This window comes from Vicinamibacteria bacterium, from assembly GCA_035570235.1.
GTDB lineage: Bacteria > Acidobacteriota > Vicinamibacteria > Fen-336 > Fen-336 > DATMML01.
Genome location: DATMML010000091.1, coordinates 1 through 18,213, shown reverse-complemented (window position 1 = coordinate 18,213; position 18,213 = coordinate 1). Strand labels below are relative to the sequence as shown.

Here is an 18,213-nt window from a genome sequence, read left to right as displayed (position 1 = left end):
AGAGTGCACATCAGTTCTGGGCGACCTCAATTCGTTCGCGGAGGGGAGCAGGAGTATATCCCCCAACCCAAGGCGCGATCAAGATCGGTTTGCGGGGTTGCCGGCACCGGGCAAGCAGGCCTGGAGACGGGCCTGGAGACGGCTTGACGGCGGGTGGGTCGTGGGTTACGGTAGGGCCGCTCTGATATAGGCGGACAGGCGACCTGCGCCCTCGGCCACCCTCCTGGAGTCTGTGCGCTCGTCGAACGCCCCCCATTCCCGCCTCTAGGAGGCTGGCCAATGGCATTGATCAAGGTCACCCTACCCACCGCCCTCCCCACCGTGCGCCAGATGATCGGCGAGCTCGACAAGGCGATCAAGGAGACGGGCGGGCTGCCGGGCCTCGAAGCCGTGGGCCAGGGTCTGGCCAACCTCGAAGACTACTCCTCGCGCAAAGCCCTCGAAGTCGAGGTGGTGGTGGTGGCACCAGTGGCGGGAGACCAGGCGGGTCGCGTGGCGGGCTGGATCGGGGCCGGCTTCCCCGCCGCCCCCCTGCAGGCGCGAACGGTCGAGCCCACGGCCGTGGAGCTGCCGGGGGGAACTGGCCTTGTCCCCCTGCGAGCCCGTATCCGTTCTTTGGCGTCCGGGGGGGCGGTGCCCGCCGGGACCCCTCGACCCGCGGTGCTGATCCTGCTCGTAGGGAGCCCCACTGCGCTGCACCCGGAGAACATGGCCGCCCTGGAAAGCCTCGTGGAAGACCGCCCCAGCGTCGTGGTCATCGGGCCCCCAGACGATCCGGCCGTGAAGCAGCTCGACGAGCGCGCAAAGGCGTCGGCTTGGACGGCTCTGCTCGGAGACGTCCCCGCTACTATTCCCGAGACGTCCTTTCAGGCCCGCCTGTCCGTCGCCCCCTGGGACGCCGCCCACGACCTCTTCCGCGCCCACTCCACGGTAGTGGCCCTGGAGTCGCTCTGCGGCGTCTTCGACATCGTCCTCCAGCAGCAGGCCCGCGACCTCCGGACCAAGAAGGCCGCGACCCAGGCCAAGATCGGCAAGACCGGTCCGGGCGCGGCCAAGACCGGCCCCCAAGTGGGGGCCGATCTCATCCCCGACATCAAGGCCCGGATCCAGCGCCACTCCCAAGAATTTGAACGAGGGGCGGTCGAGAGGCTGCAGGATTTGCTCGGACTGGCCGCGGGCACGCTCGCGCATGAGACCGAGGCCATGATGCTCGCCCTCGACGAGTTGGACGAGAGAGAGGGCACGACCAAGATCGAATGCCGCATCCCCCCGGCCTTTGAGCAGAAGCTCCTGAAGACGATCCGGGACCGCGTTGCCCGCCATTGCGCGGGGGACGTGGTAGCCCTGAACGATCTCTTCCGGCTCCTGTCCCAGGAGATCGAGAGGGAGATCGCCCAGGCCCAGGGACCGCCCTTCGTGCCGCACTTCGCCTATCTCACCGAGGATCGGGTGCGGCGCATGATGGACATGAGCATCGCCTTCCAGGCTCAGTACCGGGGCGAGATGCCGCACCATGGATTCAGCGAGTACTTCGCCTCCGTCCGAAAGTACTCGATGATCCTGGTGATGGCCGCCTCCATGTTTGGGATGTCGTCGCTCATGAGGCAGTACCGGGAGTTCACGGTACCGGCCACCATCCTCCTCGTCCTTATCGGTACCTATAGCGTGATCAGCTCTACCCGCCAGCAGCGCGTGGAGAATCTGGAGAAGGAGCTGGAGGCCGCCCGCACCGCTCTCCGGCCGGACCTCAAGCGGATCTTCACCGATGTTCAGAAGAATTGGTCAAGTATCCTCCTCCAGCACATGAACGAGCAGATTGCGAGCGTGCTCGCGGATGTGGACACGACGGTCAAGGATTACCAGGCGCGCCGGGGTGCCGAGGCTAGCCCTGAGAAGGAGCGGCTGACCCGCCAGCTCACGCAGCTGGAAACGGCCGAGAAGAAGCTGGCCATCCCCCTAAAGTCCAAGGAAGGGATCGTGGCCGCCCTGGCGCAAGTGCGAGGCGACCTCAAGCCCCTCCTCCCCAAGCCGGGGGCGCCGGGTGCCGCCAAGCCCGCCGCAGCGGCGGCGGCACCTGGTGGGGCACCCTCGAGCGCGATCCAAGACGCCAAGGCCAAGATCGAGGCCTTGAAAGCGCAGGCCGCGGCTGGCCGCCCGGCGGCTCCGGCTGCGAAGCCCGCGGCGGCCGCCCCGGCCGCGGGACCCGCCAAGCCCAGTGCTCTCGAAGAGGCCAAGGCGAAATTTGCGGCTCTCCGGGCGGGTGCCGCGAAGCCCGCGGCGGCTGCCGCCACCCCGCCCGCGGGCCCCGCCAAACCGAGTGCCCTCGAGGAAGCCAAGGCGAGGTTCGCGGCCATGAAGGCGGAGGCCGCGGCGCGCACGTCCGCTCCTGCACCCAAGCCCGCGGCGGCCACGCCGCCCGCGAAGCCAGGCGCGGCCGCGACCACGCCGCCGGTCTCATCCGGGGCGCCGAGTCCGGCTACGGCCCGACCCACGGCCTCGGCGGTCAAGCCCGCGGTTCCGACCTTGGCCGCCCCGCCCCCGGCCGCTCCGCCTCGGCCTCTGGCCGCCGTGACCAAGCCGGCCGGAGCGACTCCGGCTCCTGCCGCCGCCCCATCGACGACCCCGCAGCCGGCACCTCCGGCTCCGGTGCCACCCGCCGGCGCCGCGAGCAAGCCGGCGGCCCCGGCTCCTGCCGCCGCTCCTGCTCCTTCGACGACTCCGACGCTAGCGGCTCCGGCTCCGGCTCCACCCGCCGCCGCCGCGAGCAAGCCGGCGACCCCGGCTCCTGCCGCCGCTCCTGCTCCTTCGACGACTCCGACGCCAGCGCCTCCGGCTCCACCCGCCGCCGCCGCGAGCATGCCGGCGGCCGCGGCTCCGGCCGCCGCTCCCGCTCCTTCGACGACGCCGACGTCGGCGCCTCTGGCTCCGTCGCCCGCCGCCGAAGCGAGCAAGCCGGCGCCACCCGCTCCAACGGCCACTCCCGCTTCCTCGACGACTCCGACGCCGGCCCCTCCGGCTCCGCCGCCCCCCGCCCCCGAAGCGAACAAGCTGGCCCCCGCGGTGGCGGCGTCCCTCCCAGGCCCGACGACCCCGGCCACGGCCCCGCCCGCAGCCGAGCCCACGAGTAAATGAAGGTAGGAATCGACCTCGGCACCACGTACTCGCTCGTTGCGGAGATGGATGTCGAGGGGAGGCCCAACCTCATCCCCGACCAGGCGGATCCCGAGGTGTTCCACACCCCTTCCGTGGTCCACGTTGCGCAGAGCAGCGCGTTCGTAGGGAGCCTTGCCGAGGCCCTCCTGGAGAACGACCCCACCATACAGGTGGTTCGCTTCTTCAAGCGGCACCTCGGCATCCCGGAACCCCTCTTCTACGACGAGAAGGGCTCGGGCTGGCTGCCGGAGGCGTTCTCCGCCCTCGTCCTGAAGAAGCTGGTCTTCGATGCCGAGAATGCGTCCTCGGGACGGGTGGAGCGCGCGGTCATCACTGTGCCCGCGCACTTCAACGACCCCCAGCGCAAGGCCCTCCTGAACGCGGCCGCCCTGGCCAAGGTCACGGTGCTGGGCCTTGTCGAGGAGCCGGTGGCGGCGGCGCTGCACTACGGGGTGGAGACCTCCACCCGGGACAAGATCCTCCTCGTCTACGATTTTGGCGGCGGAACCTTCGATGCCACCGCCCTCAGCATGGATGCGAGCGGGGTCTACGTCCTGGCCAAGACTGGCCTCACCGAGCTGGGAGGCAAGGAGATCGATGAGAAGGTTGGGGAGATGGTCCTCAACCAGTTCCAGAAGGCGCTTGGCAAGCCCATCGCAACCGGGGCCCGCACGCTGCTTGACCTGCGACGAGTTTCCGAGGAGATCAAGATCGAGCTCTGCATGCCCGGCAAGAAGGCGGTGCGCAAGCTCGTTCTCCTCGGGGGACAGGCGGTCGAGGTGGAAATCCGCCTGGGCGAGTTTGAGGCCGCCATCAAGGAGATCGTCGACCAGACCGAGGCCGAGACGGTGCGATGCGTTCGGGAGGCAGGGCTTCAGCCGGGGGACGTGAACCACCTGTTGTTGGTGGGTGGCTCCTCGCTCGTGCCCATGGCGGAGGCCCGGCTGCGGCAGATGTTCTCCAAGCCCGGCCAGAATGTGCTCTATCACGAGCCGAGCAAGGCGGTGGCCTACGGAGCCGCCATCCATGCCAGCCAGCTCAGCGGCGAGGCGGAGATGTTCCACATACCCCCCGAGCTGAAGGGGGTGAGCGGGTATCATGTGGGTGTGCGCACCGTGGACCCCGCCAGCGGGCGGGTGGCCGTGGACCCCCTGATCAAGAAGAACATGACCCTGCCCATCAAGGTGCGGAAGACCTACTACACCAGCCGGCCCAAGCAGGAACGCATCGTTCTCGACTTCGTGCAGTACCGCGATGCGGGGGAGAAGCTGGTGAGCCTCGGCCACTTGGTTGTGGGTCCCCTGGGCGCGCCCCGCCAGAACTACCCCGTCGAGCTGACGACCGAGTACCGGGTGGACGGCACCATCGCCGCGGAAGCGTATGATGCGCAGACCGGGATGGAGCTGGCAGCGGTTTTCGGGGGCGACGAGGAAGGGGGGACGGCCAACCTCGCTTTGCAGAAGTCCCTCGTGGATGCCACCGTCATCAACAACATCATCACATGAGCAAAGAGCATAAGCCGCACGAAGCCGAGTCGGACCCCGCCGCCCCCGCCAAGAAACCCTCCTCGTTCCAGTGGTCCACCATCATCGCGGCCGTGATCGCGCTCCCCTTGGCGGTGGTGGCCTTCAACTCCGGACGGGAATGGCGTGCGCTGTCGTCGAAGGCCACCGCGCTGGAAAACGAAATCGCGACCCTGCAAAGCCGCAACGCGGTGCTCGAGAAGGCCTATGACATCCTCCAGAACCACAAGTTCCAGATCTGCAACAAGAGCGCCGATACCTTGACCATTCCCTGGATCACGGCCGTCTTTCACGACGGCAAGCAGCTCGCGATCTTCGACAGCTCGCGCTGCCCGGCTTGGCGCCCCCAGATCCTGAACAAGGGGGAGTCCCACATTTTCACGTTCAGCTCCGAGGAGGAGGGCTGTAACTGGACGGGGGGGGTGATGTTCTACTCCCTCAACTACATCCGGGAGTCCGAGGAAGCCACCAAGATCTACAACATGGTAGGGCCCTGGAAGGGATTCGACCGCGACTGCTTCACGGTGGAGTGACAGCATGGCCAACTTGCGCCTCATTGGGGAGACGGGAACGGAGCTGGAGTTCACCCTCGACCGCACGCTGGTGGGGCGCGAGGCCACCTGCGACGTGGTCGTGGAGGACAAGTCGGTCTCCCGCAAGCACGCCGTGATCGAGCATCGTGGCGAGGGCTGGACGGTCGTGGACCAGGGCAGCGCCAACGGAACCTTCGTGAACGGCCAGAAAGTGGCGGAGGCCGAGCTGCATGACGGTCACGAACTGCGCTTGGGCATGGTCAACTTCCGCGTAGAGATCGAGGCCGGGCTGATGGGCACCGTGCTCATGACCACTCCCGAGACGAGCGGCACCGTGCTCATGACCACGCCCGAGATCAGCCCTCCCCCCCGGGCGCCCGCCCCTGCCCCCGTCCGCGCTGCCGCCCCCCCCCTGCCGGGGCCGGTCCGGTCGGGCCCGGCTTCCTCGGCCGCACCCCCGGCCCCCGCGCGGAATGCGGAGGACGAGGCGGCCGATGTCCTTGGCGTGCACGCGGGGGCCTCACCGTACGAGATCAAGGAGCGGTACGAGGAGCTTTCCCGTGACTTGCAGCTCAAGCTCGCCAACGCCAAGACCCCGGTCCTGAAGAGCACCTACGAGAAGAACCTGGCCTCTCTCAGCAAGGCCTTTCACGTTCTTTCGCCCGAAGCTTCCCCCCTGGACCATTTGGCCGACTTGCCCTCGGCCCAGCCGGTGGTGGATCCGGACCTCCTGGAGTCAGAGGAGAGGCGGGCGGAGGTGGAGGTGCCGCCCCTACCGGAAGCCGCCCACGCCAAGGGTGCCAGCGTGTTGCCCCCCGCAACCAGCGTGTTCGTGTTCGCGGCTACGGGTTTCATCGCCCTCTTCGCGTTTTTCTCCCTGAGCGCGGGCAAGAACCGGACCGCCATCAAGAAGATGGAGGAGGGCTCCGAGCTGCAGAACTTGCGGCAGGCCGCGGCCAAGTACGAGATGGCTGGACTCCTTCAGAAAAACGGCGCCCTCCGGAACGGCAAGCTCAAGCTCTGCAATAAGTCTGGAAGCTCGCTGGCCATCAACTGGCTGGGCGCCATGTATGTGGCCAAGGATGACCTGCCCGGCATCGCCGACCGCAAGCTCGCGGAGGAGGCCAGCGGCTACAAGCTAACCACTTACAACAGCCAGTTCTGTGGCCGCGACTTCAAGCTGGTCCTGGAGCCGGGGGCCGAGCGCGTGGTCGAGCTCAGCTCGCAGGAGCCCCGTTGCGCGTTTGACGGCTCCGCCCTCGTCTATGCCTTTTCCCTGCGGCGGCCGGCGGCAGCCGCGCCCGAGGCCCCCAGTGAGGAGAAGGCACCGCGAAAGGCCAAGAAGGGTGGAGGGGCTTCCGAGCAGGCCGAGAAGAAGCCGGGCGACCCCGGCACCCAGACCTGGCTCTCAGGGCTCACCTACGGCCGTCAGGAGTGCGTCAACATCGGGGTGGGTTGGTAAGGCGCGAAGCACAGGAGGTCTGTACACGATGTCCTCTCCATCTCTCTCATTCATCAGGCGTTGTCCGCAGTGGTTCACCGCTCTCGCGGTGGTTTTCGCCCTTCTCGCGCCCATCTTCCCTGCCGCAGGCCAGGAGCCGCCGCCCCCCGAAGTCAAGATCCCTCCGAAGACCGGCGGTGCCAAGGGTAAAGGCGGCAGCTCGGGTGGCAGAACGGACGCGGGCTCGGGGGGAGGGGCGGGTGGGGTTTCAACGCAAGCGTCCATCTTGCTCCTCGTGACCGACCTCGCCTGCGTGGTCGCGGTGGACAGCGAGAGGGTCGCGACCCTCCGGGCGGGCGAGGACAGGAAAGTCTCCGTGACGCCAGGCCAGCACCTGCTGACCGCGACCAGCGACAACGGCCGGCTGCAATGGAAGAAGGTCGTGGACGCCAAGGCCGGCCAGACGGTCGTAGAGATCAACCTGGCGGGAGGGGCAACCATCTTCTCGACCGAGGATTTCGACCGGAAGATGGCGCAGGTGTGGATCGGCATCGACGATTTGAACGTGGCGGCCGCCTATGCGGAAGTGGCTCTGAACAAGGCCTTTGGCTTCCAGAACCAGTACCTCAGCACCGCCCTCCACACCTCGCACGAGTATCTGAAGCAGCAGATCGAGGATCTCAAGAAGATCGTGCCCAGCGATACCACCCGCAAGCGGATGTCAGAGGACGTGCTGAAGATTTCGGCGTCCGCCGACAAGTACATCGACCTCATGACCAAGGCCATCACCGAGGCCCAGAAGGCCAACTCCTGGATGGGAGCGCCCGCCGACATGTACTCCCAGGCCCGGGCTCTGAAGGCCACGATCGTGTTCCCGCAGGATGCCCTGACCACCCTCAAGACCTCGAAGGCTTTCGCCGAGCCCGTGCCCGCCGACCGGCGGAAGGAGCTGGGTCTGGGCGGCGATCCTCGTGACTTCAACTTCGGGGTCAAGTACTACCACAGCGAGCCGAACATGCTGGCCGTGGTGGTGAAGGGGGGGATGGCCTCCGACATGGGATTCAAGGATGGCGATCGGATCGTCTCCGTGAACGGCCAGAATGTGGCCTCGGTCTGGGACCTGAAGCTGGCCATCCGGGCCAACGCGGGCAAGAGACTCCGCGTCGTCTTCGAGCGTGAGGGCAAGCAGCAGGACCACGAGGTGAAGGCCCCCTCCTCGCTGCCTTAGGCGGACTCCCCGAATACGGGCAGGCGGTCACGGATCTTGTCCAATCGGGGGGCGGCGGCGTCTTTGGCGGACAAGACGGGCTCCCTGATCGGCCAGGCGATGCCGATCTCGGGGTCGTTCCAGGCCAGACCAAACTCATCCTCACGGTCGTAGAAGTCTGTGCACTTGTACTCCACGTGCACGCGTTCGGAGAGAACGCAGAAACCGTGGGCGAAGCCGGGCGGGATGTAGAACTGCCGCAGGTTCTCGCCCGAGAGCGTGACCCCCACCCATCTGGAAAACGTGGGGGAACCGCGACGGATGTCCACCGCCACGTCGAACATCTCCCCCTCCACGGCCCGGACTAACTTGCCCTGCGGGCGCCGCTGCTGAGCGTGCAAGCCGCGCAGCGTCCCCCGGAGCGAGAACGAATGGTTGTCCTGGACGAAGGGCCCCCGGATGCCCCCCTCCGCGTACTTGCGTTCGTGGTATGTCTCCAGGAAATAGCCGCGGGGGTCGCGGTGGACGTCGGGCTCGATGATCACCACCCCCGGAATCTCGGTCGGGATGAACTTCACCGCTAGCCTCGTCCCAGCCGTTCCCGCTGGTACTTCCCCGACTGCACGGACGCGCACCAATCAGCGTGGGCGAGATACCAGCGGACGGTCTGGCCCAGGCCGAGATCGAAGTCGTGCCGCGGCCGCCATCCCAGCTCCTGCCGAATCCGGGTGGCGTCGATGGCGTAGCGGCGGTCGTGGCCGGGCCGGTCGGGCACGAAGGTCTTCAGGGCCGAGTAGCTCCGTATGCCCCGCGCGGAGAGGGCCGGGTTGCCGCCCGCGGGGCGCTGCTCTTCCAGAAGCGCGCAGAGGGTGTCCACCACCGCCAGGTTGCTCTTCTCATTTCCTCCCCCCACGTTGTATTTTCCACCCGGGCGCCCCCGCTGCAGCACGAGCAGCACCGCCTCGCAGTGGTCCTCCACGAAGAGCCAGTCCCGCACATTGCCCCCGTCACCGTAGATAGGAAGGGGCCGACCCTCAACCGCATTCAGGATCATGAGGGGGATCAGCTTTTCGGGGAATTGGTAGGGGCCATAGTTGTTCGAGCAGTTGGTGACGAGGACGGGGAGAGCGTAGGTTTCGTGGTAGGCGCGGACCAAGTGGTCCGCGGCCGCTTTGGAGGCGGCGTAGGGGGAGTTGGGGGCGTAGGGAGTCGTTTCGGAGAAGGCCCCGGTGGGGCCTACGCTGCCGTAGACCTCGTCCGTGGAGATATGGAGGAAGCGGAAGGCCACCCCGCTCGCGCCCCCCTCCGCCACGTAGTGACGGGCCGCCTCCAGCAACTCGAAGGTACCCCCTATGTTGGTGTGGATGAAGGCGGCCGCGTCGTCGATGGATCGGTCCACGTGGGTCTCGGCCGCGAAGTTCACGAGCGCGCGGGGGCGCTCGGCGCGGAAGACGGCCCGCACCGCCGCCCGGTCTGCGATGTCGGCCTGCACGAAGGCGAACCGGGGGTGGCCAGAGACTTCGGCCAGGCTCTCGAGGTTGCCCGCGTAAGTGAGCTTGTCCAGGACCACTACCCGGTCCTCGGTCTGGGCGAGGGCGTGACGCACGAAGTTCACCCCGATGAAGCCCGCGCCCCCGGTGACGATCAGAGTTCCCATTCCGCTTCCGTGGCCCCGGTGTCAGCCCGCGGGGATCCCCCGACCCGGGCCCGCGGCCGTCGCCTCCGCAAAGCCCGGAAACCGGCTGCGGTAGTCCTCGTGGCTGCGACGGATCGCCTCTTGGGCTTCGTCGCGGCCATAGACGTGCGTGATCTCGCAAGCCGGGATCGCGGGGTCGGGGGCCTGCTTGTAGGTCAGGAAGTAGTGGCGCAGCCGGTCGAGGAGGAGAGGGGGGCACTCTTCGACGTCGCCGAAAGCCCCGTAGACCGCATCCCCGGCGAGCACGGCGATGATCTTGTCGTCGGCTTCATTGCCGTCCAGCATGCGCAGGCCCCCGATGGGAGTGGCCCGGACGAGCACGTTTCCGTGGGAAATCGGCTTCTCGGTTAGGACGCAGATGTCCATGGGGTCCTCGTCCCCCACGATCCCCCGGCGGCCGGTGCGCTCCATGCAGAGCGCGGCCACTCGGTCTCCACAGAGGGTCTGGGGGATGAGGCCGTAGAGGCTGGGGCAGACGTTGGAGTACATCTGCGGCCGGTCCACCTTGAGCAGGCCGGTGGCCTTGTCCAGCTCGTACTTGACGGCGTCGGTGGGAACGATCTCCACGTACACGGTCACCGACCGCGGCCAGTCGCTGCCAATCGGCACCCCGTGCCAGGGATGGGACGTGAAGTGGAGCCCCGTCAACGTCCCGCGTAGAGGACCAGCGACGACCTCGCCCAGCCCTCGATCACTCCCCAGAACAAGAGCGGGAGCAGATTAGCCGCGACCAGGGCGCCCACCCAAGCGGTGTCCAGGGGGGCCAAGTGCAGCGCGGGCTTCTCCTCGTTGCCCGGGTCGATGGCCATGGTCTTGAGCACACGAAAGTAGTAGTAGGCGGCGATGGTCGCGTTCACCGCCGCCGCCACCGCGTACCACCAGTAGGCCGGCCCCTTCTCGATGATGGCCGCGAAGACATAGAGCTTGCCCATGAAGCCCACGAAGGGTGGGATGCCCACGAGCGACAACAGGAAGGCCGCCATGGCCAGGGTGAGGAAGGGAGCCCGACGGTACATCCCGGCGTAGTCGCGAAGGTCGAAGGTGCCCTCCTGTCCGTGGATCAGGGTGACCACCAGGAAGGCCCCGAGGTTCATGAAGATATAGGCGAGAAGATAAATCATTAGGCCGCGCGCCCCGTTCTCCGAGAGGGCCACCACCCCCATCATGATGTAGCCGGCGTGGGCGATGGAAGAGTAAGCGAGCAGCCGTTTCATGTTGGTCTGGGTGAGGGCGGCCACGTTGCCCACCGTCATGGTCAGCACAGACACCAGCATGAGGACCTGCGGCCAGTCGATGGTCCCCGTGAGATCCCAGCGGCCCGTCCCCGGCACGGCAAGGCCCCCGAAGAAGAAGCGCGTCATGATGGCGAAGCCCGCCGCCTTGGGGCCGACGGACAGGAGGGCGGTGACGGGGGTGGGAGCGCCCTGGTAGACGTCGGGGCACCAGAAGTGGAAGGGCACCGCCGCCACCTTGAACCCGAAGCCGGTGAGGACAAAGAGGGCGATGAGGTGGACGGCTTTGTGGTTGGCCTGGGTGAGGCCACCGGCCAGGAACTCCTGGATGCGGGGAAGGCTGGTGGCCCCCGTCAACCCGTAGAGGAGGGACAACCCGTAGAGCATCCCCCCTGTGGAGACTGCCCCGAACAGGATGTACTTTAGGGAGGCCTCGTTCGACATGCGGTCTCCCTTCATGTACGCCACCATCACGTAGGAGGTGATGGACACCATCTCCAGGGAGAGGTAGAGCATGACAAGGTCGTTGGCCGCGGCCATGAGCATGTTGGAGAGGGTGACGGCCAGGAGCAAGGAGTAGAACTCGCCCTGGCCGAGGCCGGCTAGCTCGCGGGAGTTGCGGAAGGTGAAGCCGAGCACCACCAGCAGGGAAGCGCCGATCAGGATGATCTTGAAGAAAACAGCCATGGGGTCCACCACCAGCATGCCGCTGAAGATGGGCCCGGAATGGCCCCGCGCGTAGAGCGGAAAGCAGAGGGCCAGGGCCGCAATCAAGGAGGCTACGGTCAGGAGGTGGTTCGCCCGGTTGCGCCCGCGCACCCCGCTCGCGTCCACCAGCACCACCAGGAGGAGAGCGCCGGTGAGGACGGTCTCCGGTCCGAAGCGGGCGAGGCTCCTGAGGACCTCATCCATGCTGGCCTACCCCCCTAGTCTTTGCCGACGAGCCAAGGGAAGGCACCGGAGCCCTCGAGCTCTCAGAGGCGGCAGCCCTCGACCCGACTCGGTGTAGGCCGTGCTCTTGGCGGCTTCGCTTCACTGTGTTAGCCCCGCAGGATATCGGCTTCGTCCAGGTTCGGGCTGTGGCGCAGCCGATAGAGGGTGAGCACGATGGCCAGGGCCACTGCCACCTCTGCCGCCGCGATCACGATCACGAAGACCGCGAAGAGCTGGCCATTGAGGTTGCCGGCCGCGTAGCGGGAGAAAGCCACCAGGTTGACGTTGGCCGAGTTCAGGATCAGCTCCACCCCCATGAGCACGTTCACCGCGTTCCGGCGGGTGAGGACGCCGAGCACGCCCAGGGAGAAAAGAGCGGCGGAAACGACCAGGTAGTGTTGGAGGGTGATCATCGGGTCCTCGGGGACACTCAGGCCTCTCTCTTGCGCCGGACGATCATGGCCGCCCCGATGAGGGCGACCAACAGGAGCACGGAGGCCGCCTCGAAGGGGAGCAGGAAAGAGCCCATAAACATCTCCCCGATAGCCCTGGTGGTGAAGGCGGGGAGGCGGGGGGGCCCGGCCGCCCATTGCGTCCCCACCGCGGTAACGGTCAGGACGATGAAGAGGCCCACGGCCACGATCAACCCCGGCACGAACTGGGTGACCTCGCTCTTGAGGTCGAGGTCGTAGAGCTTGTGGGTGAGCATCACCCCGAAGAGCAGCAGAACCAGGATCCCGCCCACGTAGATCAAAAGCTGGGTGGCGGCCAAGAAGTCCGCTCCCAGCATCACGTAGAGGCCGGCCACCCCGAAGAACGTGAAGAGGAGAGCGAAGGCGCTATAGATGAGGCTGCGGGCTAAGACCACCACCCCCGCCGACCCCACCGTGATCAGCGCAAAAAGCCAGAAGACGGCGGCTTCGGCCGTCATCCCCTCACCCCCTTCGCTCCTTCGGGCCGGCGAGCGCGGCGGTGCTGCTCGCCGGCGAGGAGGTCCCCAAAATGGTCGCCATCTTAGGCTCCGGCCGGGCTCGCCGGCGGAGGGGTGGGCGGCGCCCCCGGGGCGGGCGCGGCGGGGGGGGCGGGCGGCGCCGGCTTGGGGGGCGCGGCGGCGGCCTTGGGGTTCACGGTCAAGAACTTGGCGTCGTTCTTTGCGAAGTGATAAAGGTGATGGGTTAGGTCGGTGGTGGCGAACTCATATTCCGGCGTCATGTAGATGCAATCGGTCGGGCAAGGGTACGTGCACAGGTTGCAGTAGCAGCAAAGGGACATGTCGATGTCGAACACGTGCACGTCGAGCTTGATGGGCTGGCCGTTCGCCGCGAAAATGGCGGGCTCGGTCGTGGGCCGCTTCTCCGCTTTCAGGTAGATGCAGCTCACGGGGCAGGCGCGCACGCATTGCCCGCAGCCGATGCAGTCCTCGTACTTCATGAACAGGCGCATCCGCGTGCGGGGCGGAAGCTGCCATTTCACGTCCGGGTACTGCAGGGTCACGCTCCGCGTGAAGAGGTGACGCCAGGTGACCTTCATGCCGATGAGGACTGTCCAGAAGCCCTCCCAGAGGTCCGTGCACCAACGCTTCATGCCAGCAGCTCCTCCGTACGTCGCCGGCTCCAGCTGATCGCGCGGATCATACCGACGCCCAGGAATCCGATGAGGACTAGCGTGATGGGCCAGCCGAACCAGCGGTCCCAGACGAAGCCGTTGGGAAACCGCAAAACCAGCCCCCCCACCACGACCACCAGCACGAACGAGATGGGGAGCAGTACCTTCCAGGCCACGTGCATGAGCTGATCCACGCGGAGCCGAGGCAGGGTCCATCGCAGCCACATCATCACGAAGATCAGGATCCAAGCCTTGAAAATGAGCCAGAACCAGCCTAGTCCGAGGGGGCCGATGGCCTGAAAGATCGGCAGCGGGGCCTGGAAGCCTCCCAGGAAGAGTACGGAGGCCACCGAAGAGATGACGAACATCTCGGTGTACTCAGCGAGGAAGAACATGGCGAAGAAGAAGCCGCTGTATTCGGTATGGAAGCCGGCCACGAGCTCGCTCTCCGCTTCCGGGATGTCAAATGGCGTCCGGTTGCATTCCGCGAGCCCGGCCGTGAAGAAGGTCAAGAAGGCGATTGGCATCAGGGGGAAGTATCGGAACAAATACCAGTTTTGGAGGCCCCCCGCCTGGCCGCGCACGATGTCCTGGAGAGAGAGACTCCCCGCCATCATCACCACCGTGAGGAGGGCCATGACGGAGGGGATCTCGTAGGAAACGATCTGGGCCGCCGAGCGCATCGCTCCGAAGAGAGCGTACTTATTGTCGGAGGCCCAACCGGCCATGATGAGCCCCACGGTGGCCAGGCTGGAGACCGCGCTCACGTAGAAGACGCCGACGTTCAGGTCCACGGCCTGAAGCCGCGCCCCCCAGGGGATGACCACGAAGGGGAGAAAGGAACCCGCGACCACGATGATGGGGGCGACCAAGAACAAGAGCTTGTCCACCCCGGCCGGGAAGATCGCTTCCTTGAAAAGCAGCTTGATGGCGTCGGCGATGGTCTGGAGCAAGCCATAGGGCCCCACCCGCATGGGCCCCAGGCGGTCCTGCATGAAGGCGGAAAACTTGCGCTCGGCGTAGACGTAGATGATCGGACCCAACCCCACGAAGTTGAAGGTGATGAAGGCGGGGATGAGCCCGCCCAGGGCCACCAAGACCCAGGAAGGGGCCGCCGCCAGTCCCGGGATCAAGCCTGTGAGGAGGCCGTAGGTGAACTCCATCAGCGGTCGATTTCTCCGAGGACGATGTCCAGCGACCCGATGAGAGCGATGATGTCCGCGATCATCATCCCCCGGGCCAGGATGTGGAAGACGCTCATGGCCGTGAAGCAGGGACTCTTCACCTTCACGCGATAGGGGTTCACGCCCGTTCCGTCGGCGACGATGTAGTAGCCGAGCTGTCCGCGGGGAGCCTCCGTCCGGAAGTAGATCTCCCCCGCCGCGGGCTTCACGCGCTTCGGCACCTTCTCGTGGACGTCGGTCTTCTCCGTCTTCTCGAGGGCTTCCACCGCCTGGTGGAGTATCTTGGAGCTCTCGGCCATCTCCCGGGCGCGGACGAGGTTCCGGTCGAAGCAGGAACCGATGGGGCCGTAGTCCCCCTTTCCGACGCAGACCGCGAAGTCATAGTTCTGGTAGCCGCAGTAGGGCGCGTCCTTGCGCAGGTCGCGGGGGACCCCGCTGCCGCGTAGATTGGGACCGGTCAGGTCGAAGGAAACGGCCAGGGGCACCGGGCAGACGCCGATGCTCGCCGTGCGCTTGACAAAGATCTTGTTGCCGATCAGAAGCTCCATCAGTTCCGGGAAGGTGATGGCGTCGAACTCCCGGAGGAAGTCGCGGCACGCGCGCGCGAAGCCCTCCGGTAGGTCGTGGCTCACGCCTCCCACCCAGTTGTAGTTGTAGAGAAGTCGCGCCCCGCAGGTCCACTCGAAGAGGTCCAGGATCTTCTCGCGGTCCCGCAGCAGGTGTAGAAAGGGGGTGAACGCCCCGATGTCCATACCGTAGGTGCCCACGGCCACGCAGTGCGAGGCGATGCGCTGCAGCTCGGCCACGATCACGCGGATGATCTGGACGTAGGGGCTGACCTCGATCCCCATCAGTTTCTCGACGGCCAAGGCATAGCCCAGCGAGTTACCCATGGAAGCCACGTAGTCCATGCGGTCGGTGTAGGGAATGACCCCGGGGTAGTCGACGCTTTCCGCGTGCTTCTCGAAGCAGCGATGCAGATATCCGATGTGGGGGCGTGCCGCCTTGACGACCTCACCGTCGGTGCGGAGCTCGATGCGGAGTACGCCATGGGTAGCCGGGTGCTGGGGCCCCATGTTGAGTACCATCTCGTCGGTGTCGATCTCTCCGACGTCCCAGGCGTAATCGGCGGCTCTGTGTTCGCTGGCCATGCTCACTCTGCGACGTGGGCGTTCGGGGGCGTGAAGTCGAAGGGCCCCACGCCTATCTTCTCCCCTCCCATCGCCCGGTCCGCCATCTGCGGGGTCGGCTTCACGTGCATTCCATTGTAGAAGTCGGGGTCGGTCCAGTCCTTGCGCAGAGGGTGGCCCACCCAGTCGTCCGGCAAGAGGATGCGCCTCAGGTCGCTGTGTCCGGTGAAGACGATCCCCAGAAGGTCGTAAGCCTCGCGCTCGTGCCAGTTCGCCACGCCCCACACGTTCTCCACGGTGGGGAGAGCGGGGCTCTCGCGGGGGACGTGGACCTTGAGCGAGAAGGTATGGCCGTGGGGATAGGAGAGCAGGTGGTAGACGACCTCCATCCGCGCCGGCGTCTCCTTTGGAAAGTCAACCCCGGCCAGGCACATCAGATTGTCGAAGGCCAGGTCGGGATCCGCCTTGCAAAAAGCCGCGACTTCCTCGATGGCTTCCACCGCTACCACGGCGAAAGGACTCGCGACCTCGAGGTTGGCCCCCGTGATCTTCTCGCCGAACTTCTGGGTGAGCCGCTCGTGGACGGCTTTGGTGTCCATCGGGCTACTTGACGGCCTCGGGGGCCAGAGAGGCGCCGGCCAGGCTGCCCAGAGTCTCCCCCTTGCGGCGCAGCACGCGGTCCTCCTGGATCTTCTCTTGAAGCTTCATGATGCCGTACAGCAGGGCCTCGGGCCGGGGCGGGCAGCCGGGCACGTAGACATCCACCGGCACCACCTCGTCCACGCCCTTGAGGACGTGATAACCATGCCGCCAGTAGGGGCCGCCATTGTTGGCGCAGGAGCCCATGGAGATGACATACTTTGGCTCCGCCATCTGCTCGTAGAGCCGTTTCACTCGCGTGGCCATCTTAAGGGTGACGGTGCCGGCCACGATCATGAGGTCGCTTTGCCGTGGCGTTCCGCGGGGGATGAGACCGAAGCGGTCCCAATCGTAGCGCGTCCCCCCCGTGGCCATCATCTCGATCGCGCAGCAGGCAAGACCGAAGGTCATAGGCCAAAGGCTTGACTTACGGGCCCAGTTGATCAGGTTGTCGACCGTGGTCGTGACCACGCTATCGGCGAACCGGTTCTGGATCAGCCCTGTGACCTCGGGCATAGCCGCTTCAGCTCCTGTCTTCCGCCCGCACCCACTCGAGATCGCCTTTGCGCCAGACGTAGGCAAGGGCGACCACCAGGATACCTATGAAAACAAGGCCCTCCACATACGCTAGCAGCCCCAGCTCCCGGAACACAACCGCCCAGGGAAGCAGGAAGACGGCCTCCACGTCGAAGATGATGAAGATCAGGGCGAAGACGTAAAAGCGGATGTTGAACTGGATCCAGGCGGGGCCACTGGGGTTCTCGCCGCACTCGTAGGTCGTCAGCTTCTCTTCGCTGAAACGCGAGGGGCGGATCGCCCACCAGAGGACGAGGGTGAAGGCCAAGAGGCCTACGACCATGAACAGAAAGCTAAGAATGACGGAATGAGCGGCCAGGAAACTGCTGCCGAGGGGGCCGGTGGCCAATAGGGTCTCCCGCTGGGTTCAAGGCGACGACTTCCTCAGGAACCTCCCAGCGGCCGGGACTCTAACAGAAGGCCCTAGTGAAGTAAAGGCCAGGCAAGTCCCCCCGGCTGAGACGTTTAGGCCCTGCGGGGACTATGCACGAAGCGCTGCTGGGCACCCCTCAAAACCATGACGGCCTACACGTCGAAACGTAGGTCCCGTCACCCCGCCGGAGGTAGCCTGCGGAACTGACGACCGCATACTGGTCGTTGAAAGTGTTCGTGTTCTTGACCCCAAGTTCGGCTCCGTCATAGATCGAGCAGAGACCGCGCTGTCCAAGGATCGAGACCATTCCCTGGCCGAAGCGGTCCGCGGAGCGAACGCGGAAACAGTTGTCACACTTCTTATCGTTCAGGTCGAAGATATCTGGCTGCTGCTTGACGAGTTGGTCAATGGCGCTCTGGACATCGCTCATGAACGATGCGCTCGTTTGGACGCAGCTGTTGGTGCCGGGACTGCGGGGGAGCTGGCAGCTCCCGGACACCGGGGCAGGAGTGGGAGCGGGGGCAGGAGTGGGAGCCGGAGCCGGAGCGGGGGCCGGGGCGGCGGTGGGCTTCGGTCCAGGCGTGGGAGCCGGGCTAACGATGACGGGAAGAGGTGCTGGCGGCACGGTAATGGACGCCCGAGTCGGCAGGTCCTCAGTGAAGGTGGTTTGGCAGGCCCCCGCCAGTAGGCCCGCGGCTAGGGCCCCTGTCACAGACAACACCAGGGTTCGTGTCACGACTCCCCCTTTCGAAGAAACTTTAACATTATTACAGTAACTATCATTGGAAACAAGCTTTTTCGTCAGTTGTCGATGCCGGCCTGCTGGGGTCAGACCTGCCCCCCGGGCTGTCGTTCGCACTGGCCTTCTGCTAGGATTCCTTGCTCAGGGCCTCTAGAGATTCGGCCCCACCCTGCCGGCGTAGCTCAGCGGTAGAGCAGCTGATTCGTAATCAGCAGGTCCTCGGTTCAATCCCGAGCGCCGGCTCCA

General features: G+C 66.0%; 18 protein-coding genes and 1 tRNA gene. 6 read left to right on the top strand and 13 right to left on the bottom strand.

The genetic code is table 11. From position 1 onward, the window contains the following. Positions 1-279 precede the first annotated feature (279 nt). From VN461_16485 to VN461_16465, 5 genes are read left to right on the top strand one after another with little or no spacing between them, the layout of a single operon-like run. Positions 280-3,132 carry a hypothetical protein gene (locus VN461_16485; GenBank protein HXB56373.1) on the top strand — a complete coding sequence of 951 codons (2,853 nt, stop codon included), beginning with the start codon at positions 280-282 and terminating at the stop codon, positions 3,130-3,132. Further along, positions 3,129-4,658 (top strand): Hsp70 family protein, encoded by a 1,530-nt coding sequence (locus VN461_16480; protein ID HXB56372.1) that lies wholly within the window; start codon positions 3,129-3,131, stop codon positions 4,656-4,658. The genes VN461_16485 and VN461_16480 overlap by 4 nt, the downstream gene beginning before the upstream one ends. Beyond that, positions 4,655-5,209 carry a hypothetical protein gene (locus VN461_16475; GenBank protein ID HXB56371.1) on the top strand — a complete coding sequence of 185 codons (555 nt, stop codon included), beginning with the start codon at positions 4,655-4,657 and terminating at the stop codon, positions 5,207-5,209. Before VN461_16480 ends, VN461_16475 begins: the two co-directional genes overlap by 4 nt. A 4-nt stretch (positions 5,210-5,213) precedes the next feature. Continuing rightward, a complete protein-coding gene (locus VN461_16470) occupies positions 5,214-6,671 on the top strand; it encodes an FHA domain-containing protein (protein ID HXB56370.1) in 1,458 nt (485 codons plus the stop codon). A gap of 28 nt (positions 6,672-6,699) precedes the next feature. Next, positions 6,700-7,878: a PDZ domain-containing protein gene (locus VN461_16465; GenBank protein ID HXB56369.1), complete on the top strand. Its 1,179-nt coding sequence runs from the start codon at positions 6,700-6,702 to the stop codon at positions 7,876-7,878. Here the strand turns inward: VN461_16465 and rfbC are convergent. From rfbC to VN461_16400, 13 genes are all read right to left on the bottom strand, one after another. Beyond that, positions 7,875-8,435: a dTDP-4-dehydrorhamnose 3,5-epimerase gene (rfbC, locus tag VN461_16460; protein HXB56368.1), complete on the bottom strand. Its 561-nt coding sequence runs from the start codon at positions 8,433-8,435 to the stop codon at positions 7,875-7,877. The two genes, VN461_16465 and rfbC, sit on opposite strands and share 4 nt — an antisense overlap. 2 nt (positions 8,436-8,437) lie before the next feature. Then, positions 8,438-9,514 carry a dTDP-glucose 4,6-dehydratase gene (gene rfbB, locus VN461_16455; GenBank protein HXB56367.1) on the bottom strand — a complete coding sequence of 359 codons (1,077 nt, stop codon included), beginning with the start codon at positions 9,512-9,514 and terminating at the stop codon, positions 8,438-8,440. Positions 9,515-9,535: 21 nt separating this feature from the next. After that, entirely contained in the window at positions 9,536-10,201 is a 666-nt protein-coding gene (locus tag VN461_16450) for an inorganic pyrophosphatase (GenBank protein ID HXB56366.1), read from the bottom strand. Next, positions 10,198-11,697: an NADH-quinone oxidoreductase subunit N gene (locus VN461_16445; GenBank protein HXB56365.1), complete on the bottom strand. Its 1,500-nt coding sequence runs from the start codon at positions 11,695-11,697 to the stop codon at positions 10,198-10,200. The genes VN461_16450 and VN461_16445 overlap by 4 nt, the downstream gene beginning before the upstream one ends. Before the next feature lie 128 nt (positions 11,698-11,825). Further along, positions 11,826-12,131: an NADH-quinone oxidoreductase subunit NuoK gene (gene nuoK / locus VN461_16440; GenBank protein HXB56364.1), complete on the bottom strand. Its 306-nt coding sequence runs from the start codon at positions 12,129-12,131 to the stop codon at positions 11,826-11,828. Between the two features lie 17 nt (positions 12,132-12,148). Beyond that, entirely contained in the window at positions 12,149-12,649 is a 501-nt protein-coding gene (locus tag VN461_16435; protein HXB56363.1) for an NADH-quinone oxidoreductase subunit J, read from the bottom strand. A gap of 83 nt (positions 12,650-12,732) precedes the next feature. Beyond that, complete coding sequence (locus VN461_16430) at positions 12,733-13,302, bottom strand: NADH-quinone oxidoreductase subunit I (GenBank protein ID HXB56362.1); 570 nt, start codon at positions 13,300-13,302, stop codon at positions 12,733-12,735. Then, complete coding sequence (gene nuoH / locus VN461_16425) at positions 13,299-14,486, bottom strand: NADH-quinone oxidoreductase subunit NuoH (GenBank protein ID HXB56361.1); 1,188 nt, start codon at positions 14,484-14,486, stop codon at positions 13,299-13,301. The genes VN461_16430 and nuoH overlap by 4 nt, the downstream gene beginning before the upstream one ends. Beyond that, positions 14,486-15,658, bottom strand: coding sequence for an NADH-quinone oxidoreductase subunit D (locus tag VN461_16420; GenBank protein ID HXB56360.1), 1,173 nt, complete (start codon positions 15,656-15,658; stop codon positions 14,486-14,488). The genes nuoH and VN461_16420 overlap by 1 nt, the downstream gene beginning before the upstream one ends. A gap of 2 nt (positions 15,659-15,660) precedes the next feature. Next, on the bottom strand, positions 15,661-16,236 hold the full coding sequence (locus tag VN461_16415) for an NADH-quinone oxidoreductase subunit C (protein ID HXB56359.1): 576 nt from the start codon (positions 16,234-16,236) through the stop codon (positions 15,661-15,663). Between the two features lie 4 nt (positions 16,237-16,240). Then, positions 16,241-16,792 (bottom strand): NADH-quinone oxidoreductase subunit B family protein, encoded by a 552-nt coding sequence (locus VN461_16410; GenBank protein HXB56358.1) that lies wholly within the window; start codon positions 16,790-16,792, stop codon positions 16,241-16,243. 7 nt (positions 16,793-16,799) lie between these two features. After that, the gene (locus VN461_16405; GenBank protein HXB56357.1) at positions 16,800-17,135 is read right to left on the bottom strand and encodes an NADH-quinone oxidoreductase subunit A; all 336 of its coding nucleotides are present in this window, start codon (positions 17,133-17,135) and stop codon (positions 16,800-16,802) included. Positions 17,136-17,361: 226 nt separating this feature from the next. Next, positions 17,362-17,655, bottom strand: coding sequence for a hypothetical protein (locus tag VN461_16400; GenBank protein ID HXB56356.1), 294 nt, complete (start codon positions 17,653-17,655; stop codon positions 17,362-17,364). A gap of 483 nt (positions 17,656-18,138) precedes the next feature. Between VN461_16400 and VN461_16395 the strand changes: the two genes are divergently transcribed. Beyond that, positions 18,139-18,213: transfer RNA gene (locus VN461_16395), tRNA-Thr, on the top strand.